We start from the raw sequence: 25,242 nt of genomic DNA on the forward strand, positions 1-25,242 counted from the left end.
GGCGCCGCCCCCACCCGGGGCAGGCGCCGTTTTTACAATCAACGGCGCCATCACCGGACCTGCCATGACGACAAGCAACCCTCTGCTGCAAACCTGGAACACTCCCTACGGCCTGCCCCCCTTCGCGCAGATCGAGGCGGCGCATTTCGCCCCCGCCTTCGAGGCCGCGCTGCGATCGCATCGCGCCGAGCTCGACGCCATCGCCGCGCAAGCGCAGGCGCCCAGCTTTGCCAACACCCTGGCGGCCTTTGACCGCAGCGGTCGCCTGCTGGCGGCACTGGAACATGCGTTCTACACCCTGTCGGCCTCGGCCACCTCGCCGGAGCTGCAGGCCGCCCAGCGCGCCCTGGCCGCACCGCTGGCGGCGCACAACAGCGCCGTCTACATGCATGCCGGGCTGTTCCGGCGCGTCGATGCGCTCTACCAGCAGCGTGCCGCGCTGGGCCTGAGCCCCGAGCAGCTGCGCCTGCTGGAGCGCGTGCACCTGGACTTCGTGCGCGCGGGCGCCCGCCTGGCCCCGGCCGAGCAACAGCGCTATGCCCAGGTGATGGAGCGCCTGGCCGAGCTCAACACCCAGTTCGCGCAGAACGTGCTGGCCGACGAGAACGGCTACCAGTTGCTGCTGCGCAGCGAGGCCGAGCTGGCCGGCTTGCCCGACTTCGTGCGCGCCAGCGCCAGCCAGGCGGCGCTGGACCGCGGCCTCGATGCGGGCCTGTACGCGATCACGCTGTCGCGCTCGCTGATCGTGCCCTTCCTCAGCTTCAGCGAGCGCCGCGACCTGCGCGAGCAGGCCTGGCGCGCCTGGACCAGCCGCGGCGAGAACGACGGCGCCACCGACAACCGGGCCATCGCGCGCGAGATCCTGAGCCTGCGCAACGAGCAGGCGCGCCTGCATGGCCATGCCTGCTATGCCGACTACGCGCTGGCCGACACCATGGCCGGCAGCCGCGCCGCGGTGCAGGGCCTGCTGGACCAAGTGTGGGAGCCCGCCAAGGCGGCGGCCCAGCGCGAGCGCGAACTGCTGGAGGGCGAGATGGCGGCGCTGGGCCATGCCCATGGCCTGGAAGCCTGGGACTGGCGCTACTACGCCGAGAAGGTGCGCCAGGTGCGCTACGAGCTGGACGATGCCCAGGTCAAGCCCTTCTTCGCGCTGGATGCGATGGTGCAGGCGCTGTTCGATTGCGCCCAGCGCCTGTTCGGCCTGCGCTTCGTGTACCAGCCCGAGGTGGTGGCCTACCACCCGGATGTGCGGGTCTACGAGGTGCAGAACGCCGCCGGCGAGCTGCGCGGCGTGTTCCTGCACGACAACTTCGCGCGCCCCACCAAGCGCAGCGGCGCCTGGATGAATGCGCTGCGCTGGCAGGCGCGCAATCTGCAGGGCGAGGGCAGCCGCACCCTGCCCATCATCCTGAACAACAACAACTTCGCCAAGGGCGCGGCCGGCGAACCCACGCTGCTGAGCTTTGACGACGTGCGCACGTTGTTCCACGAGTTCGGCCATGGCCTGCACGGCCTGCTGTCGGACGTGGAGTTCGAGCGCCTCTCCGGCACCCAGGTGCTGCGCGATTTTGTCGAGCTGCCCTCGCAGATCTTCGAGCATTGGATGGCCGAGCCCGAGGTGCTGAAGAAGCATGCGCGCCATGTCAAGACCGGCGAGGCCATCCCCGATGCGCTGCTGGCCAAGCTCAAGGCGGCCGAGCATTTCAACCAGGGCTACGAGACGGTGCGTTATTGCGCCTCCGCCATCGTCGACCTGGCCGCCCACTCGCTGGGCGGCGCCGAGGGGCCGGACATCACGGCCTTCGAGGCCGAGACCATGCGTGCGGCCGGTCTGCCGGCCGCGATCGGCATGAACCACCGCCTGGCGCATTTCCAGCATCTGTTCTCCAGCAGCGGCTATGCGGCCGGCTACTACGTCTACCTCTGGGCCGAGGTGCTGGACTGCGACGGCTTCGAGGCCTTTGTCGAGGCCGGCAGCGCCTTCGACGCCGGGGTGGCGCAGCGCCTGGTCGACTGCATACTCTCGGTGGGCAACAGCCGCGAACCGGGTGCAGCCTTCCGCGCCTTCCGTGGCCGCGACGCGGTGGTGCAGCCGATGCTGCGCGCGCGCGGGCTGATCCCGGCCTGAACAGAGCAGAGGAGCAAGGCATGCATGTAGGCATCCTGACCGGCGGCGGCGATTGCCCGGGCCTCAACGCGGTGATACGCGCCGTCAGCCTGGCGCTGATGCATGGCTGCGGCGCGCGCGTGAGCGGCATCGAGCGCGGCTTCCTGGGGCTGCTGGAGGGGCGCAGCCGGCCGCTGGACGAGGCCGCGGTGCGTGGCATCGTCAATGTGGGCGGCACCCTGCTGGGCACGCACAACCGTGCCGATCCGTTTCACTACTTCGGCGCCAATGGCAGCGACTGCTCCGGTCGCGCGCTCGACTTCCTGGGCCGGCAGGGCATCGACAGCCTGGTGGTGGTGGGCGGCGACGGCACCATGACGATTGCCGAGCGTTTTGCGCGCCTGGGCGTGCCGGTGGTGGGCGTGCCCAAGACCATCGACAACGACCTGGCGCTGAACGAGCGCAGCTTCGGCTTCGATTCCGCGGTGGCGGTGGTGGCCGAGGCGCTGGGCCGGCTGGAGACCACCGCGCGCAGCCATGGCCGGGTGATGATTCTGGAGACCATGGGCCGCTATGCCGGCTGGATCGCGCTGGAGGGCGGCCTGGCCGGCGGGGCCGATGCCATCCTGCTGCCCGAGCTGCCCTACAACACCGAGCGCGTGGCCGCCTTTTGCCGCCAGCGCATGGCCGAGCAGGGCTATGCGCTGCTGTGCGTGGCCGAGGGCGCCAAGCCCGAGGGCGGCGAGTTCAGCGTGCAGCAATACCTGGAGGCAAGCCCTGACACCATCCGCCTGGGCGGCATTGGCCAGCGCCTGATGCACGAGCTCGAACCCCTGCTGGGGGCCGAGACCGAGCTGCGCTACACCTTGCTGGGCCATCTGCAGCGCGGCGGCCATCCCACCGCCTTCGACCGTGTGCTGGCCACCCGCTTCGGCGTGGCCGCCGCCGAGCTGGTGATGCGGGGGCAGTTCGGCCGCATGGTGGCGCTGCAGGGCAACCAATGCACGTCCGTGCCGCTGGGCGATGTGGCGGGCCGGGCCCGCCAGGTGGGCCTGGACGACGAGCTGCTGCTGCGTGCACGCAGCCTCGGCATCTGCCTGGGCTGATTTGCCTTCGCGGAGGATCTAGGGTTTACCCGTTCATCCCAGCCAAGCGCAATTCATCCTCCCAGGCCGTGCCTTGGTCGCATGTGGCTGGAGCCTAGGGTTTGCCCCAGGCACATTTCAGTCCATGCCGCGGGCGCAGCCCGCCACCCAAGGAGGCTGAGATGAGCGCAACAACCAACACCGTTTACTGCTACGACCGCTACGACCGCGTCAAGAGCCTGGCCCTGGTGCTGGGCGTGGTGACAGGTCTTGCCAGTGGCGTGCTGATGATGGGCGCGGTGCAGGCCGATGTCGGCAGCCATGTCGAGACCCTGCCGCGCGTGGTGATCACCGGCACCAGCCAGGCCGAGCAGAGCGTGGCGCAGCTGCCGCGCGTGGTCGTCGAAGGCAAGCGCCAGGATGCGGCGGATGCACAGCAGCTGGCCCTGGCCAACCCCACGGCGGCAGCGCGCTGATGAAACCTTGCCTATGATCCAGCCCATCTTGTTGGGATGGATGGCATGAGCGACACGGCACATCGAACCGCACTCGTCACCGGTGCCGGCACCGGCATCGGCCGCGCCGCGGCACTGGCCCTGCTGGACGCCGGTTACCGCGTCGCCCTGGTGGGCCGGCGCGTGGCGCCGCTGGAGGAAACCGCGGGTCTGGCGGCAGCGCCGGCGCGCGCGCTGGTGCTGCCGGCCGACGTCAGCGACCCCGAGGCGGTGCAGGCGCTGTTTGCACGCGTCAAGGCCGAGTTCGGCCGGCTCGATCTGCTCTTCAACAATGCCGGCATCAGCGCCCCGGCGGTGCCGGTGGACCAACTCAGCGCGGCGCAATGGCAGGCGGTGGTGAACGTCAATCTGAACGCCTGCTTCTACTGCGCCCAGGCCGCGTTTGCGCTGATGAAGTCGCAATCGCCGCGCGGTGGCCGCATCATCAACAACGGCTCGGTCTCGGCGCATGCGCCGCGGCCCAACTCCGCGCCCTATACCGCGACCAAGCATGCCATCAGCGGCCTGACCAAGGCGCTGGCGCTGGACGGGCGCGCCTTCGACATCGCCTGCGGCCAGATCGACATCGGCAATGCCCTCACCGAGATGGCCATGCCGATGACTCGCGGCGTGCCGCAGGCCAATGGCAGCCTGATGGCCGAGGCCACCATGGATGTGGCCCATGCTGCCAGCGCGGTGCTCTATATGGCCGGCCTGCCGCTCTCGGCCAATGTGCTGAACATGACCGTGATGGCCACGAGCATGCCCTTCGTGGGGCGTGGCTGAATTGAATTGACCGAGAGAGGAATGCCTTGATCTCTGCTGTGTTGTCCCTTGTCGCCCGCCTGGTCTTCACGGTCTTCACCGTGCTGCTGGTGCTGGGCCTGATGGCCGTGGCCCTGGTGACGGTGCTGGGCCTGATGCTCTGGAGCCTGCTGCGCGGCCGCAAACCGGTGGTCGATCTGTCCGGCTTTGCGCGCGCGCGCCAGTTCCGTCCGGGTGGCGCCGCGCGTGCCAGGCCCGCTGGCGAGGTGGTGGACGTGGAGGCACGCGAGGTGCCCGCCGTGACGCCGCGGCTCGAGTAGCGCCGCTTACCAGCGCTTGCTGCTCAGCTCCTGCAGGATCTCGCCATAGATGCGGTAGCGCGAGGGACTGATCAGCCCAGCGTCCACCGCGTCGCGCACGCCGCAGCCGGGCTCGTGCATATGGGTGCAGTTGTAGAAGCGGCAATGGTCCGCATGCTTCTTCAGGTCGGGCATCAGCAGCGGCAGCTGCATGGGCTCGATCTGCTTGAGGCCGAATTCCTGGAAGCCGGGTGAATCGATCAGCGCCGTCTGGCGCCGCTCGTCCATCCAGTACCACTGCGTGGTGGTGGTGGTGTGGCGGCCCGAGTTCAGCGCCACCGAGATATCGCCCACCTGGGCGGCGGCATTGGGAATCAGCAGATTGATCAGCGTGCTCTTGCCGGTGCCACTGGGCCCCAGCACAAAGCTGCGCTTGCCTTCCAGCCAGGGCGCCAGCAGGGCGCGCGAGGCCAGCGGGTCGGCCTTCAGCGCCACCTCCAGCACCTCGATGCCCATGTCGCGGTAGGGCTGCAGGCGCGCGCGCTGGGTGGCGGCGCCGGGCAGGTCGGTCTTGTTGAGCGCGATGGTGGCGGCGATGCCGGCGCTCTCGGCCGCAATCAGCGCGCGCGTCAGCTGCGACTCGCTGAACACCGGCTCCACCGCCACCAGCACCAGCAGCTGGTCCAGATTGGCGGCAAAGCTCTTGGTCTTCCATTCGTCCTGGCGGAACAGCAGGTTGCGGCGCGGCTCCACCGCTTCCACCACGCCCTCGTCGCTGCTCACCTCGGCCCAGCGCACCATGTCGCCGACCACGCAATCGCTCTTCTTGCCGCGCGGGTGGCAGACGCGCCGCCGGCCCTCGCTGTCCTCGATGATGTAGTGGCGGCCATGGCCGCGCACCACCAGGCCGAGATCGAGCGTGGCGAACTTGGCCGTCATGCGGCGCTGGCTTCCGGCAGCGCGCTCACCTGCGCCGCGCAAATGAAATCGTTGGGGGTCAGGCCTTGCGCGCTATGCGTGCTGAAGCTCACCGTGCAGACGCTGTAGCTGAGCATCAGCTCGGGATGGTGGTCCTGCGCATGTGCGATCTCGGCCACCGCGTTGACGAAGGCCATCACTTGGTAGAAGTTCTCGAACTCGAAGCGGAGGGCTATCAGCTTGGCCTCGGGGTCGGGCAACCAGCCGGGCACCTGGGCCAGCCAATCAGGCAGTTGTTCGGCAGCGAGGGCCTCGCGCTGGGGCGTGCATTGGGCGAGCAGCAGGTTCATTTCAGGATCGCAGCGAGGCGTTCGCTGGCAGGGGGATGTGAGTAATAGAAGCGCGCGTAGACCGGGTCGGGCGTGAGCGTGCCGGCATTGTCCTCGTGCAGCTTCAAGAGGGCGGCGGCCAGGTCCGCACCGCTGGCCTGGGCGCAGGCATAGGCATCGGCCTGGAACTCGTGCTTGCGCGAGATCAGGGCCGAGAGCGGGGTGAAGAAGAAGCCGAACACCGGCAGCACCAGCATGAAGAGCAGCAGCGCCAGCGCGTCATTGGGGGCGGCCATATTGGGCTGCACGCTGAAGGCCAGGTAGAAGCCGGTCTGGCGGCTCAGCCAGCCGAGCAGGCCAAAGGCCAGCAGGCTCAGCGCAAACAGACTCAGCATGCGCTTGAGCACATGCTTGTGCTTGAAGTGGCCCAGCTCGTGCGCCAGCACCGCCTCCACCTCGGGGCCGTTCAGGCGCGCCAGCAGGGTGTCGAAGAACACCACCCGCTTGGCCGCGCCGATGCCGGTGAAATAGGCATTGCCATGCGCGGAGCGCCGGCTGCCGTCCATCACGAACAGGCCCTTGGCGGCGAAGCCGCAGCGCGCCATCAGGGCTTCCACGCGCTCGCGCAGGCCGGCATCGGCCAGTGGCTCGAACTTGTTGAACAGCGGCGCGATCACGGTCGGGTAGAGCACCATGATGAGCAGGTTGAAGCCCACCCAGGCCCCCCAGGCCCACAGCCACCAGGCCGCTCCTGCGGCGCCCATCAGCCACAGGATCAGCGCCGCAATCGGCAGGCCGATCAGGGCGCCGACCAGGGCGCCCTTGAGCGCATCCAGCACATAGAGCTTGAGCGTGGTGCGGTTGAAGCCGAAGCGCTGCTCCAGCCGGAAGGTGTTGTAGAGCTCCCAGGGCAGCTCGATCAGCGCGCCGATCAGCGTGAAGGCCACCAGCAAGCCGAGCTGGTAGGCCATCGCGCCGAAGCGCGCAAACAGCGCATCCTGCAGTGCCAGGTTCAGCGCGTCGAGCCCGCCCAGCAGTGTCCAGGCGATCAGCATGGCGGCACCGAAGGCCATGTTGAGGATGCCGAAACGGCTGCGTGCCACCGTGTAGTCGGCGGCCTTCTGGTGGGCGGCCAGGGGCACGGTGGCGGCAAAGGCGGCGGGCACGGCCTCGCGGTGCACCATCACGTGGCGGATCTGGCGCGTCGCCAGCCACAGCCGCAGCGCCAGCGAGAGCAGCAGGGCGATGACAAAGGCGATGCTCAGGGCTGCGGGGGAGAGTGCGGGAAGAAACGTCGGCTGCATGGGCCGCAAGTGTAGGCCTGCGACAATAGCGGCGACGAACGTACTGGAACCGACGCATGACCGAGAACACGAGCCCCGTGGCCACCCTGACTTCGCATGAGCAGAACCTGATCTGGATCGATCTTGAAATGACCGGCCTCTACCCGGACAGGGACCGCATCATCGAGGTGGCGGTGGTGGTGACCGACGCCCAGCTGACGGTGCGCGTCGAAGGCCCGGTGTTCGCCATCCATCAGAGCGACGAGACCCTGGACAAGATGGATGCCTGGAACAAGGGCACCCATGGCAAGAGCGGCCTGATCGATCGCGTCAAGGCCTCGACGGTGAGCGAGGAAGAAGCGGCCGCCAAGACCATCGAATTCCTGAAGGCCTATGTCCCGGCCGGCAAGTCGCCGATGTGCGGCAACAGCATCTGCCAGGACCGCCGCTTCCTCGCCAACTACATGCCCTCGCTGGAAGACTTCTTCCACTACCGCAATCTCGATGTCTCGACGCTGAAGGAACTGGCGCGGCGCTGGAAGCCCGGCATCATCGAAGGTTTCAAGAAGGCCCAGGCGCATACCGCGCTGGCCGACATCCATGAGTCCATCGACGAGCTGGCCTATTACCGCACGCATTTCCTGAGCCTCTGAAGCCTCGGCCATGAGCAGCACGCGCCGCCCCGAGCAGCTCTGGGCGGCTTTTGATTTCCCGCGCCATCCGCTTGCTCGCGAAGACGGCGAGCGCCTGCGTGGTGCCTTCTACGAGGCGCCGGCGCAGCGCTTGCTGGCGCACAGCCCGGGCGAGCTGGCCGGCGTGATCGCCCAGGCCCAGCAGGCCGCGCGCGCGGGTGCCTGGGTGCTGGGTGGGCTGCGCTACGAGGCCGCCGGTGCGCTCGACGCGGCCCTGGCCACGCGGGCGAGCGCGCAGCCGCTGGCCGAGTTCGCGATCTACCACCAGGCCCCGCAGCCCTGGCCGGCCGAGGCGGACTGCTTCACCGGCCCGCTGGGCTGGGCGGACGTGCAGGCCGACGCCGACGAGGCCGTGCAGATCGAACGGGTGCGCGAGTGGATCCGCGCCGGCGACTGCTACCAGATCAACCTGACCACGCGGCTGCACGCGGCACTGCCGGCGGACCTCGATCCGGCCCGGCTCTTCCTGGCCCTGCATGCGCAGCAACCGGGCGGCTTCTCGCTGTTCCTGCGCAGCGCCGGCGTGGCCAGCGTTTCGCCCGAGCTGTTCTTCGACTGGCGCCCGCTGCCCGAGAGCCAGCGCAGCTGGCTGCTCGCCGCCCAGCCCATGAAGGGCACGGCGCCGCGCGGCAACGATGTGGTGGAGGACGAGGCCGCGCAAGCCTATCTGCGCACCAGCGAGAAGGAACGCGCCGAGAACCTGATGATCGTGGACCTGCTGCGCAATGACCTGGGCCGCGTGGCGACGCTGGGCTCGGTGCGCGTGCCGCGCCTGTTCGAGCTGCATGCCCTGCCCACGGTCTGGCAGATGACCTCCACCGTCACGGCGGTGAGCCGCCCCGGGCTGAGCCTAGCCGAGGTGTTCGCGGCACTGTTTCCCTGCGGTTCGGTCACCGGCGCGCCCAAGGTGCGGGCGATGCAGATCATCCGTGAGCTGGAGCCGGACGCGCGCGGCTGGTACTGCGGCGCGCTGGGCCTCATGCAGCCGGGCGGCGTGGCGACCTTCAATGTGCCGATACGCACCGTCGAGTGGCAGGGCGCGCGCCTGCAATGCGGCATCGGCAGCGCCATCACGCTGGACTCCGAGCCCGCCGCCGAACTGGCCGAATGGCGCGCCAAGACGCGCTTTCTGCTGCGTGCCGAGGCACCCATCGCGGCGCTGGAAACGCTCAGGCTGGAGCAGGGCGCCTACCAACGCCTGCCCGGCCATCTGGCACGGCTGCAGCGCACCGCCCAGCATTTCGGGCTCAGGCTTTCGCCGGCGCGCGTGCGCGAGGCCCTGCAGGCCCTGGCGGCGCAGCATGGCGAGGGCTGCTGGCGCGTGCGGCTGACGCTGGACGCGCAGGCTGCCATCCATGCCGAAGCGCTGGCCTACACGCCCAGCCCCCTGCCGCTGCGGCTGGCGCTGGCGCCCGAGCCCATCGCCAGCCTCGGCGCTGCGGCAGAATTCGTGCAACACAAGACCACGCGGCGCGAGCTCTATGAAGCCTGCGTACGCCACAAGCCGGCGGCAGCCTTCGACCTGCTGCTGTGGAACACCCAAGAGGAACTCACCGAGTGCAGCTTCGGCAATATCGCGCTCCAGATTGACGGCGAGTGGCTCACGCCCGCACGCGCATCCGGCCTGTTGCCGGGTGTGCTGCGCGAGGAGCTGCTGGCCCAGGGGCGCGTGCGCGAAGCACGCCTCCTCAAGAGCGACCTGGCAAGAGCCCAGGCGCTGGCTTTTTTCAACAGCCTGCGGGGCTGGTGCCCCGCCGAGCTGATCACGAGCTGAATTTTCCGTTTCAAGCATCCATGGCCACGTCCATCAAGAGCCGCCGCGAGGCGGCAGAACCCATTGCCGAGGCTGTTGTCGAAGCCAAGGTCCCCGCCAAGCCGGCGCGCAAGACTGCAAAGAAGGCAGCGGCGAAGAAGCCCGCAACCAAGCCGGCCGTGAGCAAGGCTGTTAGCGAGGCTGTCAGCGAGCTCGTGAGCGAGGTCGTCAGCGAGCCCAAGCCGGCGCGCAAGGTCGCGGCCAAGAAACCGGCGCTGAAGAAGACAAAGGCGGCCGCAGCGGCCAAGGTGGTGGAAGCCCCTGCGCCGGTCGAGCCCAAGGCCAAGCCGGCACGCAAGGCGGCACGCAGCAAGACCAAGCCGGCTGAGGCAGTGGCAGTGGCAGCGCCGGCCGTGGTGGCTGCCGCCAAACCGGCGGCCCGCAAGAGACCCGCCGCGCGCAAGACCAAGCCTGTTGTTGAAGCTCCACTGACGCCGCCGGTGCCACCGGCGTACAGCGGCCTGACGCTGGACCAGGGCCTGCAGCGCGGCCTGTTGCTGCAGCCTGGTGCCGATGCGCCCTCCGGGTTGGTGCTGGATGCGCAGCCGATGGAGCAGCAGTTGCAGCGCTTGCTGACGCTGGCCGCCGACGCCGGCCATGAGTTGCGCGTCGCCGACGAGGTCTGGCTGCAGCTGGCCCCGGGCCGCGACGCCGAGGCGCGCGTGCTGCGCCTGGAGGCCGCGTATCCGGACGGTCAGGGCCTGGCCACGCTGGTGCAGGTGCCCCTGCATGGTTTCCAGTGGGAGGCGGCGCTGTTCGCCGTCTGCGCCGGCCGCGCCCTGCTGGCCGACGATCTGGGTCTGTCGCAGCGCGCCCCCGCGCTGGCGGCCTGGCGTCTGGCGGCGTTGCAGTTCGGCCTGGGCCGGGGTCTGCTGGTGGCGCCGGCCGAGCGCCACGCGGCCTGGCAGGCCGAGGCGCAGCGCCTCCTGGGTGGCTGGCCGGCCGAGCTGCGCTTGCTGGCGCCCGCTGAGCTGCGCGGCGACGAAGCGGCGGACTGCTTGATCGTCGATGCGGTGCAGGAGCTCGCCGAGCTGGGCCCGCTGCTTGCGGTGCAGGCGCCCTGGCTGTGGCTGCTGGCCGATCGCGAACTGCTGGGCGAGCCCCAGCTGGACGCGCTGGCGGACTGGCTGGACGCGCAGCGCCGCGGCCCGCTGGCACAGTTGCGCGCGCTGGGCGCGGATGCCTCCAAGCGCCAGCAGCGCGAGGCCCTGCAGATGGTGATGCTGAGCCGCCGCAAGCGCGATCTGGGCCAAGCCCTGCCGCTGTCGCTGGAACAGCCGCTCTGGGTGCAGGCCGATGGCGTGCGGCCCGATGCCGAGGCACTGGCGCAGAGCAGGCAGCTGCTGCAGCGCTGGCAGCGCCTGGGCTATCTGGCCCATGCCGAGCAGCTGCAACTGCTGCGCGCGGTGGCGCGCTTGCGCGAGGCTGCCGTCGGCCAGCCGGCTTGCGCGGCCAAGCTGCAAGCCATCGTGGCCCTGCTGCCGCAGATCATGCCGGCGCTGACGCAGAAGCTGGTGATCGCGGTGCAGCAGGATGCCACCGCGGCCATGCTGGCCCAGGGGCTCGCCGAACTGGGCCTGGCCGTGGTCAGCCTGCGCCGCGACCAGACGCCCGCACAGCGCGCGGCCGAGCTGGCGCAATGGCAGGGCGAGCAGGGTCAGGTCTTGCTGGCGGTGGATGCGGCCTGCCCGGGCCTGGATCTGAGCGCCGCCGGCGTGGCGCTGCTCTTGCATGCCGATCTGCCCTGGAATCCCGCACAGCGGGCCCAGCGCGTGGCCCGCGTGGCCGGCGGCAGCCGCGGCCTGCTGAGCTGGCAGCTGCTGGTGCCGGGCAGCCTGGATGCCGGCCTGCTGGCCGCACATGAGGGTCAGGCAGCGCTGCCGGCGGCGCAGCTGGACTTCGAGCCCACGGCCCAGCCCTTCCTCGAGGCTGCGGCACTGCAGCGCTTCATGGCCGCGCTGCAACTGGCCCTAGCCGCGCAGGCGTAGGGCCTTCAGCAGGGCGGCGACGTCCGCGTCGGGGCGTGCCGCCACCTTGTGATAGCGGGCGCCGTCAGCGGTGCGCTCGAGCAGACGCATGTTGACGAGTTCGCGCCGCAAGGTGCAATGATCGCCAAAGCTGTGGCGCGACTTCAGGATCTCGTTGACCTCGCGCTCGGTGTAGGGGCGCTTGGCATCGAAATGCATCCACAAACCCCACATGGCATGGCGCTGCACGCTGTACTTGGTGGGCCAGCGCGCCAGCCGGCCCTGTTCGTCGAATTGGCGCAGCGCACGGTCGGCCGTTTCGCTCAGGCCGGGCAGGCGCGGGCCATGCGCCGGCTGGGCACGCTGGCGTGCGGGCAGCGTCGCCTGGCCATGGCTGTTGCCCGGCTGGGTGGCATGGCTGGCCTTCAGTGCCTGCAGATTGCGATGGCCGGCGGCGCGCGCCAGCATATTCATTAGCGTCAGGTGGCTGGGCGCTTCGGCCGCGCTCTCGGCATGGGCCTGCAGCTGGCTGCGCAGCGTCTTGGCGAAGGCCGACAGGTCCTGCACGGCGCAGGGGATTGCATCACGGGGCATGGATGTCTCGCTCCAATGCGTGCACCTGAAGCTGTCGTCACAACAGCGGCTGGGCTTGCCGACTTGCAGCCTTGGCACACGTGTTCCGCGTGACCAAAACGAATTGTCAAAGGCAGGTTTAGCTCGCGACCGGGTCGCGCGGCAAGGCCTGGGTGAACTGCCGACCGAGGCCCAGTATAGGCAGCAGGCGCGCAGGCCGGCAGAAAGTCACGTCGATAAGACTTGCCGGGGAAAACCCTAGCGTGCTATAGTCGCGTTCTCGCTGCAAAGCTCCCATCTCGAGAAGAGAAGCTTCACGCAGCGGTTCGTACGTCTCCTCTGACCTCGTTCAGGCCACAGCAGTTGATTCTTACCTTCAACTCGCCGTGACGCGCTGAACACCCTCGGGTTCGGTCGGCGGCGATGCCGTCGCTTTGACTGTTCCCCCGGCGCCTCACCTCTGCGTGCCACCAAGCGTTCAAGCGCTTGCGCATGCCTGCCTCGGTGATCGACGCGAGCTTGTCTCCCAGCGACTTTTACTGTCTTGCCACGCATGCCTGAGGCAGCGCGGCGAGGACTGCTTTTGTCCGGTTTCCAGGCCGGCGGGGCAGGGCTTTGTTGAAAGAAAAACGATGTCTTTTGAAAATTTGGGTCTGCATGAAGCGCTGCTGCGCGCCGTCAAGGATTCCGGCTACGAGACCGCCACCGACGTGCAGGCACTGGCGATTCCCGCCGGCCTGGCTGGCAAGGACCTGATGGTGTCCTCGCGCACCGGCTCGGGCAAGACTGCCTCCTTCATCCTGCCCGCGCTGGAGAAGATCCTGGCCTCGCGTGGCGAGAACAATACCCGCCGCGAAAAGGGCAAGATCTACGGCCCCAAGGTGCTGGTGCTGGCCCCCACCCGCGAGCTGGCGATGCAGGTCTCCAAGGCCGCGTCGACCTATGGCCGCCATGTGCAAGGCCTGCGCGTCGCCACCGTGCTGGGCGGCATGCCTTACCCCCTGCAGATCCGTCAGCTGATGGGCCCGCTGGACATCCTGATCGCCACCCCCGGCCGCCTGCTGGACCATCTGCAATCCGGCAAGTGCGTGCTCGACAACGTCGAGATGCTGGTGCTGGACGAAGCCGACCGCATGCTGGACATGGGCTTCATCGACGACATCAAGGTGGTGGCTTCGCATACCCCGGCCACGCGCCAGACCGTGATGTACAGCGCCACCTTTGCCGGCCATGTGGGCCGTCTGGCGCAAGACCTGCTGAATGATCCGCAGCGCATCGAGGTGGCTTCGCACACCGACACGCACGAGAACATCACCCAGCGCCTGCACTGGGCCGACAACAACAACCACAAGGACCAGCTGCTGGAAGCCATCCTGGCCGAGCCCACGCTGGACCAGGCCGTGGTCTTCACCAGCACCCAGCGCGATGCCGACTGGCTGGCCGAGCGCCTGCAGGAAATCGGCCACGCCGTGGCCCCGCTGCATGGCGGCATGCCGCAAGGCCGCCGCAACCGCACCCTGATGGCCCTGCGCCGCCGCGAGCTGCGCGTGCTGGTGGCCACCGATGTGGCGGCCCGCGGTATCGACGTGCCCACCATCAGCCACGTCATCAACTACGGTCTGCCGATGAAGGCCGAGGACTATGTGCACCGTATCGGCCGTACCGGCCGTGCCGGCCGCGAAGGCCTGGCCGTGACCCTGGCCGTGCGAGACGATGTCTCGATGATCCGTCGCATCCAGCAGTTCACCACCCAGACCATCCCGGTGTCGCAGATCGCCGGCCTCGAGCCCAAGACCCAAGAACCGCGCATCTTCCCGCCGCGCCCCGCCGGCGCCGGTGGTTATGAAGACCGTGGCCCGCGTGCTGGCTATGCCAACAAGAGCGGCTTCAACAAGGGCTTCGGCAGCAAGCCCTTCCACCGCGATGGCGGCCGTCCGGCCTTTGCCGGCAACCGCGATGGTGGCGGCAAGGCCTTTGGTCGTGATGTCGGTCGTGACGGCGCACCGCGCTTCGACCCGCGCTTCGCCGATCGCAACGACCGTGGCGCCGATCGCGGCTTCGCACCGCGCGAGGAGCGTGGTTTCGCACCGCGTGAAGAGCGCGGCTTTGCGCCCCGTGACGACCGCGGCTTCGCCCCGCGTGGCGATCGCCCCAGCTTTGGTGACAAGCCTGCCTACGCCGGCAAGCCTTCCTTTGCAGGCAAGCCCTCGTTTGGCGGCAAGCCCAGCTTTGGCGGCGGCGGCAAGCCCAGCTTCGGCGGTGACCGCCGTGGCCCGGCCGGCCCGCGCAAGGGTGGCTTCGGCAGGTAATTGCTGCCTTGCTTGAGAACAGCCCGCTTCGGCGGGCTTTTCTTTTTTTCATGGCACAGTCCCGCCCCATCATGACGAATAGACAGAAAGGCATCCTGGTCCAGTGGGACGATGCCAAGGGCTATGGCTTCATCGCCCCCGAGGGCGGTGGCGCCAAGCTCTTTGTGCACATCAAGGCCTTTGGTCTGCGGGCCCAGCGCCCTTTCGTGGGCGAACGCCTCAGCTACGCGGCCGGCCATGACGCCCAGGGCAAGCTCCGTGCGCTCAAGGTGCAGAGCCTGGAGCCGCGCCCCGCGCCCAGGCCCGCGCCGGCATCGCCGGCGGCGCGCCAAGGCAGCAGCCTCTGGCTGATCCCCGGCTTTGCGCTGCTGGTGCTGGGTGTGCATCTGGCCTGGGGCCTGCCGCAGGCGCTGTGGGGCTTCTACCTGGCCATGAGCGTGGCGACCTTCATCGTCTATGCGGGCGACAAGCGCGCCGCGCTGAAGGGGGGCTGGCGCGTGGCCGAGGGCACGCTGCACGCCCTGGCTCTCGTTTGCGGCTGGCCCGGCGCCTTGCTGGCCCAGCAGCTGCTGCGCCACAAGAACCGCAAGCCGAGTTTCCAGCGTCTGTTCTGGCTCTGCGTGAGCCTGAACCTGCTGGCCTTTGTCATGATCTTCACGCCGCTGGGCACGCGGCTGCTGGCACGTTTCGTGAGTTGATGTGAACCTGGTATTTCGTGAGATGGCCCCGGCGGATCTGCCCGCCGTGCTGGCCCTGCAGGCCCAATGCTATGGGCCAGAGTTTCTGGAGAGTGCCCAGGCCTTCGAGGCCAAGCTGCGCGCCGCTGCCGCACTGGGCACCTGCTGGCTGGCCAGCCGGGCGGGCCAGCCGCTGGCCTATGCGGTGAGCCTGCCGCTGTGCCCCGAGACCCTGCCCGCGCTGGACGCGCCGCAATGCGCCCTGCCAGCCGAGCCCCAGCTGCTCTATCTGCACGATATGGCGGTGGCGCCGGCGGGCCGCGCCATGGGTGTTGCGCGGCGCCTGCTGGCCCTGCTGGAGGCGCGCGCGCAAGCCCTGGGCCTGGGCCGCATGGGCTTGGTGGCGGTGCAGGGCTCGCTGCCGTACTGGCAGCGCCATGGCTTCGCGCCCCTGCAGCAGCTGCCGGCGGCGCTGCAGCGCAAGCTCGCCAGCTTTGGCCAGCAGGCGCGCTATCTGGAGCGGCCGCTGCTCGCCTAAGTCCTGAGCCGCAATTCGCCCAGGCCCTCGAAGCCGACGCGGGCGACGCGGCCCGGCGACAGCGGCAGGGTGCCGGTCCAGGAGCCGGTGGTGACCACGCTGCCAGCCCGCAAGGTCTGGCCATGGCGGGCGGCATGGCGCAGCCAGTGGGGCAGCAACCAGCACGGATCGCCCAGCGCGTGGCTGCCGCGGCGCTGCAGCCGTGGCTGGCCCTCGATCTCCACCCAGCAGGTCTGGTCGGCCCAGGCGCGCGCCGCCGGCGCCAGCCAAGGGCCCAGCAGCAGGGCGCCATGCGAGAGCAGATCGGCCTGGCGCAGCGGCTCGGGCGCCGCGTCGGCCTCCCGCCAGCGCGAGGCGGTGAGCTCCACGGCGACCGCCATGCCATCCACCAGGGCCGTGGCCGCGGCCTGATCCAGGCCGGCCGCCAGCGCCGGGCTCACGTCCCGCCCCAGGCGCAACGCAATCTCGGCCTCGATGCCGCAGGCGGGCAGCCAGAGATCGCTGCAGTCCATCGATGTGGCGCCCTGGACCTGCCGTACGCCAGCACGGGGCAGGGGAGCATGGCTCAGCGAGGCCGCTTCCCGGCGCGGCCCGCCGGATTTCCAGAAGCCCGGCAAGGTCTGCCCGTCCAGCGCGGCCACCACCGCCTCCTGGGCGTTGCCGATGCCCGCGGGGTCCGGCAAGGCCCAGCCGGCCGATGCCAGCAATTCGCGCCGCCGCCAGGCCCCCAGCAAGGCCAAGCCCAGATCACCATTCACAGCTGTTTGCATTTGGGGTGCATCCTAGCCGGATCGCCCCATCCAGCCTGGGATAATCGTCCCATGAGCGAAAGCACGGTGGGCGCAGAGCATGAAGAACAAGAGCTGCGCTTTGAAGACTATTTCCGAGAAGGCAGCGCCCCCGGCGAGGCGCTGCTGTGGTGGCAGCTGGAGCGCAACGAGGCCCAGCTGAATGCCTTGCGGGCCCTGTGCCATGGCCCGGCGGCGCTGGTGCGCCTGCGCGTCTGGGTGTTCCTGGAGTTGATGGCGCTGCCGGAGTCGCGCGTCAGCCGCGACACCCTCAACCGCCACTTCCACATGCTGCGCGACGAGGCCCTGGAGCTGGTGCTCAAGCGCCTGCGCGAGGCCGAGCTGCTGGCCTGGGATGGCTCCAACCAGCAATACGGCGTGACGCCGCTGGCCCAGCAGCTGATCGGCATCCTCTCGCCGCTGACACGCGCCGCCGAGCAGGATGCCGACCTGGCCGCGCTGCTGGCCAATGTGGCCGGCGCCCACCAGCTGGGCACCCTGGACCCGGCCCAGCTGCACCATCTGCAGGCCCAGCTGGCGCGCCTGTACGACGAATTCGCCGATGCGATCGCCAGCGGCAGCGAGTTCCATCTGCGCCGCGCGCGCCAGCGTTTCGAGCGCGCGCTCAAGCTGGTGGACCGCGCCGGCGACGCGCTCAAGGCCATCATCGAGCAGGCCCAGACCGAGGGCAATGCGCGCCTGGAGCGGCTGGCGCGCGAGCTGGGCCTGGCACAGGCGCGCCTGCTGGCGATGGCCAGCCAGTTCAACCGCGCGCTGCAGCAGGTGGACCGCCAGCGCGTCACCCTGGGGTCCACCGGCATCACCACCACCGATGTGCGGCGCTGGTTGCAGGGCGTGGGTTTTCTGGAAAACCTCAGCCTGGGGGCGCTCTCGCGCCCGGTGCACCCGGTGCTGGTGAGCCAGCATGAGCTGCTGGACATGTGCGAGGCCGAGTTCGAGCGCGACCGCCCCAAGCCCAAGGAGCTGGAGCCCCTGCCGCAGGGCATGGCCGCACCCGAGGGCCAGCTGGCGGTGCTGAGCCTGCCGCCCGAGATGGCGGCGCTGCAGACCCTGCTGCAGCAGTGGAGCGGCGCGGGCCATGCCGAGCAAGACCTGTCCCCGGCGGTGCTGGGCGGCAGCTATGCGCGCGCCTCCTACCGTGCCCAGCTGCTGCCGCTGCTGGGCGATGTGCAGGCCCAGCATCTGCAGGGCGCCACCGGCGACATGGCGCGCCAGCCCTGGCGGGTGCGCTGGTCGGCCGAGCAGGGCGATATTGATGACGAATACGTGTCGTGGATGAGCCGTGGTGTGCTCCATAGCACCGAGCACGGCAATGAAAAAAGCCCGACACCTCCTGCCAGCGAAGAATCTTCCTCCTCATGAGTGCTTCCACCTTTGACGATGCCGCGCAACTCGCGGCACAGCTGCTGGCGCGCCGCTGGCTGCCGCGCAACCACCCCCTGGTCAAGCGTGCCTTGATCGATACCGAGCTCTGGGGCGCCCTGGGCGCGCGCCTGGCCGCCGTGGGCCTGCGCGTGATCGACAACCTCTATGCCGACCACATCAGCGTGGCGATGCTGCGTCCGGCCGAGGTGGCGGTGTTCGGCGAGACCGGCCTGGCCGCCAACAACAACCTCGACCTGCCGCGCGATGGCGTGGCCCTGCTGGTGGTGCTGTGGTCGCTCATCATCCTGCCCAAGCGCCAGCGCCAGGTGGCACGCGCCGACGCCAAGGAGGGCGAAGGCCAGGGCGAGATGTTCGCTACCGACAAGCCGCTGCCGCTGGCCGCCAGCGTCTCGCCCACGCTCAGCTACCGCAGCCTGCTGGCCGATTTCGGCAACCAGCTGGGCAAGAAGATGCGGCTGGATTCCAACCTCAAGCTGCTCGAGCGCCAGGGCTTCATCATCCGGCGCGCCGAGGACATTGCCGAGGGGCCGCTGCTGGACCTGCTGCTGGACTACGACACCCTGGCGCCACGCATCCTCGATGGCGCCCTGGCCGACGTGCTGGCCCGCAGCACCGACCCCACTGCCGCCCCCGCGCTCGCCCGGCTTCGCCAAGCCGAACAAGAAGTGATAGCCGAAGTAGAAGACGACAGCGAGCTCTGAGACATGTTTCATCTGCAATCCCTGGAACTGCTGCACTGGGACTACTGCCAGCGCGTCTCGATGCCGCTGGACGGCGCCATCATCACCATCGCCGGCCCCAATGGCTCGGGCAAGACCACGCTGCTGGACGCGATGCGCACCCTCTTGGGCCTGGAATGCTCGGGCGGCCGCACCTTCCGCACCTATGCCCGGCACGCGAACGCCGAGACCGCCTGGCTGCGCGCCCTGGTGGACAACCGCCCGCGCGGCCGCCAGAACAGCAGCCGCCCCTTCGGCAGCTCGCTGCTCTATGCCGACCAGGTGACGCTGGCCTGTCGCATTGAGCGCCATGGCGGCGATTGGCAGCGCCGCTATGTGATGGTGGACGGGGTGCACGAGATCGAGGCCCTGGCCAACCGGCCCGAGAAGGACTGGATGGGCATCGAGGCCTGGAAGCGCCGCCTGGAGGCCGCCGGCCTCACGCGCGCCATCGGCCGCGTGCTGGCGCTGGAGCAGGGCCAGACCGACCGCCTCTGCGAGCTCAGCCCCAAGGAACTCTTGCGGCTGGTGTTCGAAGTCTTCGGTGACCAGGAGGTGCTGGACCGTTACGACCAGGCGCGCAGCCACCAGCAGCAGCTGCTCAAGGAAGTGGAGCAGGCCACGCACGAGCTCTCGCACACCCAGGCCCAGCTCTCGGATCTGGCGAATCGCGTCAACAGCTACCAGCAGTACCAGCTGCGCCTGAAGGAACGCGAGCGCCTGGCCAGCGAGGTGGTGCCGGTGCTGCAGTGGGCGGAAGGCAGACAGCGCACCGCGCAATCGCTGCGCGAGCTGCATCGCCAGCGCCTCTTCGCCGCCCACGACCAGCGCCATATGGCCGACAAGCGCGCCGAGCTGCATCGCCTCTTCGAGGCCCAGCAGGCCGCCAAGCAGAAGCTGCTGGACCTGGAGTCCGAGCGCAAGGCCGCGCGTGCCGCATTCGACGCCGCACGCGAATCCGAGCGCCCCTTCGAGCTGCTCGCCAAGCGCGAGGAAGAGCTCAAGACCCTGGCCGCGGTGGAAGCCGATGCCCAGGAGCTGACGCAGCGCCTGGAGAGCCTGGCCAGCCAGCAGCATGGGCTGCGCGAAAGCTTTACCCGCGCCAATGACCAGAGCCGCAAGGCCCAGGCCGCGCTGGAGGCGATGACGGGCCAGCGCCTGCCGCCGCCGCCGGCCGAGGTGACGCGCTTCCGCCGCGCGCTGGACGAAGCGGGCATAACCCACCATGTGCTGGCCGATTGCATCGACATCGCCGACGAGACCTGGCGTGCCGCGGCCGAAGGCATGTTGCGCCCCTCGCGCTGGGTGGTGGTGCTGGCCAATAGCGGGGACGAGGGCCGCGCCTTCGGCCTGGCCTCCAAGGAACGCTACCGCCATTACGTGGTGGCCGATGCCGAGCATGCGCCCGCCGTGGCGCCCAAGGATTCGCTGCTGGCCGCGCTCAAGATCAACGCCAAGGTGCCCGGCTGGATGCTGCGCCAACTGGGCGGCATCCGGTGCGTGAAGGACACTGAAGCAGGAGCGAGGGCCGGGGGCGAGTGGATCACCCCCGACGCCTATTACCGCGACGGCCGTGGCGGCCGCAGCCTCTGGGTGGAGCCGCGCGAGTACCAGTTCGGCGTCTCGGCGATGGAATCGCGCCGCAAGGCGCTGGAAGCCGAGCTGGCGCGCTACGACGGCGAGCTCACCCGCATTGCCAAGGAGCAGGCCGAGGTCGAACGCCAGCTCAAGGACGCGCAACGCGCCGCCCAGGGCCACAAGGCCGCCAAGGAACTTTCCGAGCGCAGCGATGAATTTGCCGAGGGCAGGGCGCGCCTGCCGGCGCTGCGCCAGGCGCGCATCGAGGCCAGCACCCGCATGGGCGCGCTGGAGCAGGAGCATGACCGCGCGCTCACCCAATCCACCCGCAGCGAACGCGACTACGAGGCCGCGCAGGGCGGTCTCAAGGCCAGCGAGGAGAACGTCTTGCGCGTGCAGCGCGAGCATGAGAGCCGCCGGCAAGACCTGACCCTGGCCGCCAGGGCCTCGCGCGAGGCACGTGCCAATTTCCCGGCCTCCTGGGTACAGCCGGCCAAGCTGCAGGTCTTGCGCGACGAGTTCGAGAACGCCAAGCAGGCCGAGATCGCCGCACGCCATGTGCAGGCCGAGCTCGACACCGGGGTGTGGGAAACCGACCCCCAGGTGCAGGAGCGCCATGCGCGCATGAGCGTCTCGGTGCTGGAGCAGAGCACCCAGCTGGACGACCGCCGCGCCAGCAACGAGATGGCGCGCATCGCCGCCTTCAATGCCCGCGAGCGCTATATCGACGTGCTGCGCGCCACCGTGCGCCGCTACAAGAAGAACGTCCAGGAGCTCGGCGAGCTGGCCGGCGTGCTGGCCCAGGCCGAGCTGCCGCACCTGGACAACGACGACACCGTGCTGGCCCAGGCCGGCCTGCATGTGAAGTTCAACTTCGATGGCAAGGGCGAGGTGGGCCTGAACGACGGCGAGGCCTCGGGCGGCCAGCAGGTGCTCAAGAGCCTGATCCTGCTGGTAGGCCTGATGAAGGACGACGACTCGCCTGGCGGGTTCGTCTTCATCGATGAACCCTTTGCCCACCTGGACGTGCGCAACATCCAGCTGGTCGGCCACTTCCTGCGCTCCACCCGCGCCCAGTACCTGCTCACCACCCCCATCACCCACAACGTGGAAGTGTTCGAGCCCTCGGAGATCACGCTCGTCACGAGCAAGAAGTCGCGCGGCGAACGCTGGGCGCCGCCCATCGCGGTGCTGGCGAGACGGCCGGAGAAGGCTCTCTACGACTGAGTGCGTGCCATCGCGCACCGCGATGGCACCTCCTGGGCAAGACCTGGCCCCAGCTTGATGCGCGGCCCGCACCATGCGGGTTCACGCGCCATGGCGTCAGGGTTTGCGCGGCCCCTTACCTGCGGGGAACACGCGCCAAGTCACGGAACTGACACGCTCAAATCGGCATCGACTCGCTATGCTTGCCCGCAGCGAAGCGGCAGCCGACGACGGTGTTCTGTTCGTCCCGCTGACTGTTTTGCCGCGCGAATGGCAGTTTGTTCGCGCAGCACCGGGTGGCCGAGCGTGATGCTTTGACCGCCCAGATTTTTTCCTGGATGCGCAAACGTTTTTATGCGATTGCCAAACGTTTGCGAGCGTGACCGAAGGGCGAGCCCGACGTGTCGCGTCCGAGTTTTGTGTTGTTCCAACTGACCGAGGGATCCTCACCATGCTGAACTTCAAATCCACCACCGCGCTGAGCGCGCTTGCCGCCGCGGCCATGCTCGCGGCCGCCCCGGCGCAGGCCGCCATCACCGTGAGCAGCGGTGCTTTCAACTACGCGCAGTCGTTCGACTCGCTGGCGACCAGCCGTCCAACGCCCACGACGTTTAACTCCTGGGTAAACGACTCGACCCTGGCAGGGTGGAGTCTGTTCAATACCAACTTGTCTGCAGTTGTCGAATATCTGCCGGACGACGGTGCCAGCAACGCCGGCAAGTTCCGCAGCTTCGGTGCAGCGGGCTCGACCGAGCGCGCGCTGGGCGGCGTTGGCTCGGGCTCGCTGTCGGGCTGGATCGCCGTGGCCTTCGACAACGCGACCGGCCATGACCTGTCCGGTTTCAAGATCGGCTTCGATGGCGAGCAGTGGCGCAATGGCGGCAACACGACGGTTCAAAGCATGGTGCTGCAGTACGGTTTCGGCTCCAGCTTCGCCACGGTGGCCAACTGGGTCACACCCGGTGGCAACTTTGACTGGAGCTCGCCGGTCGCCACGGCCTCGGCCGCCAAGCTCGACGGCAACACGACAGGCCTGCAGGCGGCGCGCGGCGGTGTCGTGAACACCAACTGGGCCGCCGGCAGCACGCTGTGGGTGCGCTGGGCCGAGAACAACGACGCCGGCAACGACCATGGCCTGGCGATCGACAACCTGAGCCTGAGCGTCATCGCCCCCGCCGTCCCCGAGCCCAGCACCTACGCGCTGCTGCTGGCCGGCCTGGGCACGGTGGGCTTCATGGCCCGCCGCCGCCGTTCGAACTGATAGCCCGACGAGCCGGCATGCCCGCCCGCGCGGGCATCCCGCTGCCGTCCGACCGTCTCGCCCTCTTGCTGGAATGACCATCACCACCATGCCTAGCCACTCGCTCAAACTCGTACCGCGCGCCATCGTGCTGCTGGCCGCGCTCTCGGCCGCGGGCCTGGCCATCGGCGGCGCCATCAGCCCCGATCACCAGGAATTCGAAGCCACCCTGCACGTGCCCTACCGCGCCGATGCCACGGCCATCGCCGAGGCACGCAGCTTCACGCTGCGCTTCGAGTACCCGCAGGTGGAACGCACCCAGACCGTCTCCTGGCGGCTGGAGTTGCTGGACCCCGCCGGCGCCCTGGTGCAGCGTTGGTATGGCGTGGAGACCCTGGTCAAGGGCGAGATCGCGGTGCAGGTCGACTGGGCCGGCAGGCAGGCCGGCATGGCCGCCGCCGATGGCGTCTACCAGGTGCGCCTGAGCGCCACCTCCGCCGATGCGAACGGGCAATTGCCCAGCGTAGGCCTGATGGAAGACTTCGTCGAGGCCAGCCTGAGCGCCGCGGCCGACGATGTGATCGAGCAGGCCTGGGACATGCATGTGGGCGTGCTCACGCCGCCGTCCATGCCGGCCTTCAAGCCGCTGGCAACGGCGAGTGCGGCGCGCGCCGGCAGCGGCACCGCGGGTGCCAAGCCCGCGCAGCGCAAGGCCCTGGCCGCGCCGGTGAGCAACGGCCTGCCCTACACGGTCTACCTGGGCAATCTGCACAGCCAGACCGGTCATAGCGACGGTGGCGGCATCATCGGCGCCTGCACCGGCGAGAACGACCCGCAGTCGAACATGGCACGTGGCCCCAAGGAGGCCTATCTGTACGCGATGCAGCGCGGGCTCGACATCCTGGTGACCTCCGAACACAACCACATGTTCGATGGCTCGACCAGCACCAACACCGCCCAGACTCCCGCGTATGCCAAGGATCTGTACAAGGCTGGCCTGGCCGAGGCCGCCGCATTCAACGCCGCCAACCCGAGCTTCCTGGGCGTGTACGGCATGGAGTGGGGCACGATCAGCGGCGGCGGCCACCTGAACATCTTCAATTCCACCGATCTGCTGGGCTGGGAGTACAACGCCAAGAACGAGCTGCTGGCCGATACCTATACCGAGAAGAACATCGCCGACAAGCTCTACGCCCTGATGGCGCAGCGCGGCCTGGTGGGGCAGTTCAACCATCCGTCCAGCAGCGGCCAATACCTGGTGAACAACGTGGCGTTCGGCTACACCGCGGATGGCGAGAAGGCGATGGCCTTGTGCGAGGTGATGAACACGCCGGCCTTCTCCAACACCATCAACGAGTCCGACAACGGCAACAGCGGCTACGAGGGCGCCTGCAAGAAGGCGCTGGAGGCCGGCTTCAAGGTGGCGTTCTCGACCAACCAGGACAACCACTGCGCCAACTGGGGTGCCTCGTCGACCAACCGCACCGGCATCCTGATTCCCAGCGGCGTGCCGCTGAGCAAGGACGCCTTCATCGACGCGCTGAAGGCGCGCCGCGTCTTCGCCACCATGGACAAGACCTCGCAGCTGGTGCTGACGGCCAACGGTCACCTGATGGGCGAGACCTTCACCAATGCGGGCCCGCTCAACCTCGTCGCCAACTACGCGCCCGGCGCCGGCAAGGCAGCCGCCACGGTGAAGATCTACGAGGGCGTGCCCAAGCGCAATGGCACGGTCACCGAGTTCTCGAGCACGGCGGTCAACAACTTCACGCCCGCGCTGGGCAACCATTTCTACTACGCCAAGGTGACGCAGACCGACGGCAAGATCCTCTGGTCGGCACCGATCTGGGTCAACCAGGTGGCCGACACCGTGGCGCCGCAAGTCAGCGCCTCCGTCAGCGGCAGCAGCGGCCTGATCACGCTGGCCGCCGACGCGAGCGACAACGTCGGTGTGACGCGGGTGGATTTCAGCGTGGACGGCGCGCTCAAGGGCAGCAGCAGCCAGGCGCCCTATGCCCTCAAGCTCGATTCCAAGCTGCTCGCCAATGGCGGCCATGCGCTGGTGGCCACGGCCTACGACGCGGCCAACAACGCCGGCAGCTCGGCCAGCGTGGGCTTCACGGTGGCGAATGTGGCCGACGTCAGCGGCTCGGTGCTGGTGCAGAGCTCGGGCCTGGTGCTGAACCGCAGCACCCAGCGTTTCAACGGCACGATCACGCTCACCAACCAGGGCGGCGTGGCGCTGTCCGGCCCGCTGCAGCTGCAGCTCGACGGCCTGCCCGCCGGAGTGAGCCTGTTCAACGCCACCGGCACGCACGCCGGTTCCCCCTACATCACCGCCACGACGGGCAACTTGGCGGCGGGTGCCAGCATCAGCGTGCCGGTCAGCTTCAGCAATCCCAACAAGATTGCCATCAGCTACAGCAGCAAGATCTTTTCAGGTTCGTTCTAAGGA

The 25,242-nt window shown here is 68.9% G+C and carries 21 protein-coding genes; 16 read left to right on the forward strand and 5 right to left on the reverse strand.

The window, feature by feature from the left end:
* Positions 1-64: 64 nt before the first annotated feature.
* From AC3WQY_RS16565 to AC3WQY_RS16585, 5 genes are all read left to right on the forward strand, one after another.
* Complete coding sequence (locus tag AC3WQY_RS16565) at positions 65-2,128, forward strand: M3 family metallopeptidase (RefSeq protein ID WP_492709675.1); 2,064 nt, start codon at positions 65-67, stop codon at positions 2,126-2,128.
* Between the two features lie 20 nt (positions 2,129-2,148).
* Positions 2,149-3,213, forward strand: coding sequence for a 6-phosphofructokinase (locus AC3WQY_RS16570; RefSeq protein WP_492709676.1), 1,065 nt, complete (start codon positions 2,149-2,151; stop codon positions 3,211-3,213).
* A 161-nt stretch (positions 3,214-3,374) separates the two neighbouring features.
* Positions 3,375-3,668, forward strand: a complete 294-nt coding sequence (locus AC3WQY_RS16575) for a hypothetical protein (RefSeq protein WP_492709677.1) — start codon at positions 3,375-3,377, stop codon at positions 3,666-3,668.
* A gap of 45 nt (positions 3,669-3,713) precedes the next feature.
* Entirely contained in the window at positions 3,714-4,472 is a 759-nt protein-coding gene (locus tag AC3WQY_RS16580; RefSeq protein WP_492709678.1) for an SDR family oxidoreductase, read from the forward strand.
* A 41-nt stretch (positions 4,473-4,513) separates the two neighbouring features.
* Positions 4,514-4,771, forward strand: a complete 258-nt coding sequence (locus tag AC3WQY_RS16585; RefSeq protein ID WP_492709679.1) for a hypothetical protein — start codon at positions 4,514-4,516, stop codon at positions 4,769-4,771.
* A 6-nt stretch (positions 4,772-4,777) separates the two neighbouring features.
* On the opposite strand, the gene rsgA is transcribed toward AC3WQY_RS16585, so the two are convergent.
* Genes rsgA through AC3WQY_RS16600 form a run of 3 tightly spaced genes read right to left on the reverse strand, consistent with a single transcriptional unit; the run spans position 4,778 to position 7,301 of the window.
* Positions 4,778-5,689: a ribosome small subunit-dependent GTPase A gene (gene rsgA, locus AC3WQY_RS16590; protein WP_285231781.1), complete on the reverse strand. Its 912-nt coding sequence runs from the start codon at positions 5,687-5,689 to the stop codon at positions 4,778-4,780.
* On the reverse strand, positions 5,686-6,018 hold the full coding sequence (locus AC3WQY_RS16595) for a 4a-hydroxytetrahydrobiopterin dehydratase (RefSeq protein ID WP_492709680.1): 333 nt from the start codon (positions 6,016-6,018) through the stop codon (positions 5,686-5,688). Before AC3WQY_RS16595 ends, rsgA begins: the two co-directional genes overlap by 4 nt.
* Positions 6,015-7,301, reverse strand: a complete 1,287-nt coding sequence (locus tag AC3WQY_RS16600; protein ID WP_492709681.1) for a M48 family metallopeptidase — start codon at positions 7,299-7,301, stop codon at positions 6,015-6,017. The genes AC3WQY_RS16595 and AC3WQY_RS16600 overlap by 4 nt, the downstream gene beginning before the upstream one ends.
* A 56-nt stretch (positions 7,302-7,357) precedes the next feature.
* Between AC3WQY_RS16600 and orn the strand changes: the two genes are divergently transcribed.
* The 3 genes from orn to AC3WQY_RS16615 all read left to right on the forward strand — a co-directional run bounded on the left by orn (position 7,358) and on the right by AC3WQY_RS16615 (position 11,773).
* A complete protein-coding gene (orn, locus tag AC3WQY_RS16605) occupies positions 7,358-7,933 on the forward strand; it encodes an oligoribonuclease (protein WP_492709682.1) in 576 nt (191 codons plus the stop codon).
* A gap of 10 nt (positions 7,934-7,943) precedes the next feature.
* On the forward strand, positions 7,944-9,746 hold the full coding sequence (locus AC3WQY_RS16610) for a chorismate-binding protein (protein ID WP_492709683.1): 1,803 nt from the start codon (positions 7,944-7,946) through the stop codon (positions 9,744-9,746).
* 158 nt (positions 9,747-9,904) lie between these two features.
* A complete protein-coding gene (locus tag AC3WQY_RS16615; protein ID WP_492709684.1) occupies positions 9,905-11,773 on the forward strand; it encodes a helicase-related protein in 1,869 nt (622 codons plus the stop codon).
* Here AC3WQY_RS16615 and AC3WQY_RS16620 read toward each other — a convergent pair.
* Positions 11,756-12,346 (reverse strand): DUF2087 domain-containing protein, encoded by a 591-nt coding sequence (locus AC3WQY_RS16620; RefSeq protein WP_492709685.1) that lies wholly within the window; start codon positions 12,344-12,346, stop codon positions 11,756-11,758. The two genes, AC3WQY_RS16615 and AC3WQY_RS16620, sit on opposite strands and share 18 nt — an antisense overlap.
* Positions 12,347-12,957: 611 nt before the next feature.
* On the opposite strand from AC3WQY_RS16620, the gene AC3WQY_RS16625 reads away from it, so the two are divergent.
* From AC3WQY_RS16625 to AC3WQY_RS16635, 3 genes are all read left to right on the forward strand, one after another.
* A complete protein-coding gene (locus AC3WQY_RS16625) occupies positions 12,958-14,634 on the forward strand; it encodes a DEAD/DEAH box helicase (RefSeq protein ID WP_492709686.1) in 1,677 nt (558 codons plus the stop codon).
* A 71-nt stretch (positions 14,635-14,705) separates the two neighbouring features.
* Positions 14,706-15,332, forward strand: a complete 627-nt coding sequence (locus AC3WQY_RS16630) for a DUF1294 domain-containing protein (RefSeq protein ID WP_492709687.1) — start codon at positions 14,706-14,708, stop codon at positions 15,330-15,332.
* A gap of 1 nt (position 15,333) precedes the next feature.
* On the forward strand, positions 15,334-15,849 hold the full coding sequence (locus AC3WQY_RS16635; protein ID WP_492709688.1) for a GNAT family N-acetyltransferase: 516 nt from the start codon (positions 15,334-15,336) through the stop codon (positions 15,847-15,849).
* On the opposite strand, the gene AC3WQY_RS16640 is transcribed toward AC3WQY_RS16635, so the two are convergent.
* A complete protein-coding gene (locus AC3WQY_RS16640; RefSeq protein WP_492709689.1) occupies positions 15,846-16,619 on the reverse strand; it encodes a fumarylacetoacetate hydrolase family protein in 774 nt (257 codons plus the stop codon). The genes AC3WQY_RS16635 and AC3WQY_RS16640 overlap by 4 nt on opposite strands.
* A gap of 51 nt (positions 16,620-16,670) precedes the next feature.
* Between AC3WQY_RS16640 and AC3WQY_RS16645 the strand changes: the two genes are divergently transcribed.
* The 5 genes from AC3WQY_RS16645 to AC3WQY_RS16665 all read left to right on the forward strand — a co-directional run bounded on the left by AC3WQY_RS16645 (position 16,671) and on the right by AC3WQY_RS16665 (position 25,239).
* Positions 16,671-18,020 (forward strand): hypothetical protein, encoded by a 1,350-nt coding sequence (locus tag AC3WQY_RS16645; RefSeq protein WP_492709690.1) that lies wholly within the window; start codon positions 16,671-16,673, stop codon positions 18,018-18,020.
* Positions 18,017-18,745: a hypothetical protein gene (locus AC3WQY_RS16650; protein ID WP_492709691.1), complete on the forward strand. Its 729-nt coding sequence runs from the start codon at positions 18,017-18,019 to the stop codon at positions 18,743-18,745. Before AC3WQY_RS16645 ends, AC3WQY_RS16650 begins: the two co-directional genes overlap by 4 nt.
* Positions 18,746-18,748: 3 nt before the next feature.
* A complete protein-coding gene (locus AC3WQY_RS16655; RefSeq protein ID WP_492709692.1) occupies positions 18,749-21,568 on the forward strand; it encodes an ATP-binding protein in 2,820 nt (939 codons plus the stop codon).
* A 430-nt stretch (positions 21,569-21,998) separates the two neighbouring features.
* Complete coding sequence (locus AC3WQY_RS16660) at positions 21,999-22,808, forward strand: PEP-CTERM sorting domain-containing protein (protein WP_492709693.1); 810 nt, start codon at positions 21,999-22,001, stop codon at positions 22,806-22,808.
* A gap of 73 nt (positions 22,809-22,881) precedes the next feature.
* Entirely contained in the window at positions 22,882-25,239 is a 2,358-nt protein-coding gene (locus AC3WQY_RS16665) for a CehA/McbA family metallohydrolase (protein ID WP_492709694.1), read from the forward strand.
* The last annotated feature ends 3 nt before the right edge of the window (positions 25,240-25,242 follow it).

Source organism: Roseateles sp. FW301-B2, assembly GCF_058788955.1.

Coding starts and splice junctions, on each gene's coding strand:
- AC3WQY_RS16565 (WP_492709675.1), top strand. CDS start 65: ATGACGACAAGCAACCCTCTGCTGCAAACCTGGAACACTCCCTACGGC.
- AC3WQY_RS16570 (WP_492709676.1), top strand. CDS start 2,149: ATGCATGTAGGCATCCTGACCGGCGGCGGCGATTGCCCGGGCCTCAAC.
- AC3WQY_RS16575 (WP_492709677.1), top strand. CDS start 3,375: ATGAGCGCAACAACCAACACCGTTTACTGCTACGACCGCTACGACCGC.
- AC3WQY_RS16580 (WP_492709678.1), top strand. CDS start 3,714: ATGAGCGACACGGCACATCGAACCGCACTCGTCACCGGTGCCGGCACC.
- rsgA (WP_285231781.1), bottom strand. CDS start 5,689: ATGACGGCCAAGTTCGCCACGCTCGATCTCGGCCTGGTGGTGCGCGGC.
- AC3WQY_RS16595 (WP_492709680.1), bottom strand. CDS start 6,018: ATGAACCTGCTGCTCGCCCAATGCACGCCCCAGCGCGAGGCCCTCGCT.
- AC3WQY_RS16600 (WP_492709681.1), bottom strand. CDS start 7,301: ATGCAGCCGACGTTTCTTCCCGCACTCTCCCCCGCAGCCCTGAGCATC.
- orn (WP_492709682.1), top strand. CDS start 7,358: ATGACCGAGAACACGAGCCCCGTGGCCACCCTGACTTCGCATGAGCAG.
- AC3WQY_RS16610 (WP_492709683.1), top strand. CDS start 7,944: ATGAGCAGCACGCGCCGCCCCGAGCAGCTCTGGGCGGCTTTTGATTTC.
- AC3WQY_RS16620 (WP_492709685.1), bottom strand. CDS start 12,346: ATGCCCCGTGATGCAATCCCCTGCGCCGTGCAGGACCTGTCGGCCTTC.
- AC3WQY_RS16625 (WP_492709686.1), top strand. CDS start 12,958: ATGTCTTTTGAAAATTTGGGTCTGCATGAAGCGCTGCTGCGCGCCGTC.
- AC3WQY_RS16630 (WP_492709687.1), top strand. CDS start 14,706: ATGACGAATAGACAGAAAGGCATCCTGGTCCAGTGGGACGATGCCAAG.
- AC3WQY_RS16640 (WP_492709689.1), bottom strand. CDS start 16,619: ATGCAAACAGCTGTGAATGGTGATCTGGGCTTGGCCTTGCTGGGGGCC.
- AC3WQY_RS16645 (WP_492709690.1), top strand. CDS start 16,671: ATGAGCGAAAGCACGGTGGGCGCAGAGCATGAAGAACAAGAGCTGCGC.
- AC3WQY_RS16650 (WP_492709691.1), top strand. CDS start 18,017: ATGAGTGCTTCCACCTTTGACGATGCCGCGCAACTCGCGGCACAGCTG.
- AC3WQY_RS16655 (WP_492709692.1), top strand. CDS start 18,749: ATGTTTCATCTGCAATCCCTGGAACTGCTGCACTGGGACTACTGCCAG.
- AC3WQY_RS16660 (WP_492709693.1), top strand. CDS start 21,999: ATGCTGAACTTCAAATCCACCACCGCGCTGAGCGCGCTTGCCGCCGCG.
- AC3WQY_RS16665 (WP_492709694.1), top strand. CDS start 22,882: ATGACCATCACCACCATGCCTAGCCACTCGCTCAAACTCGTACCGCGC.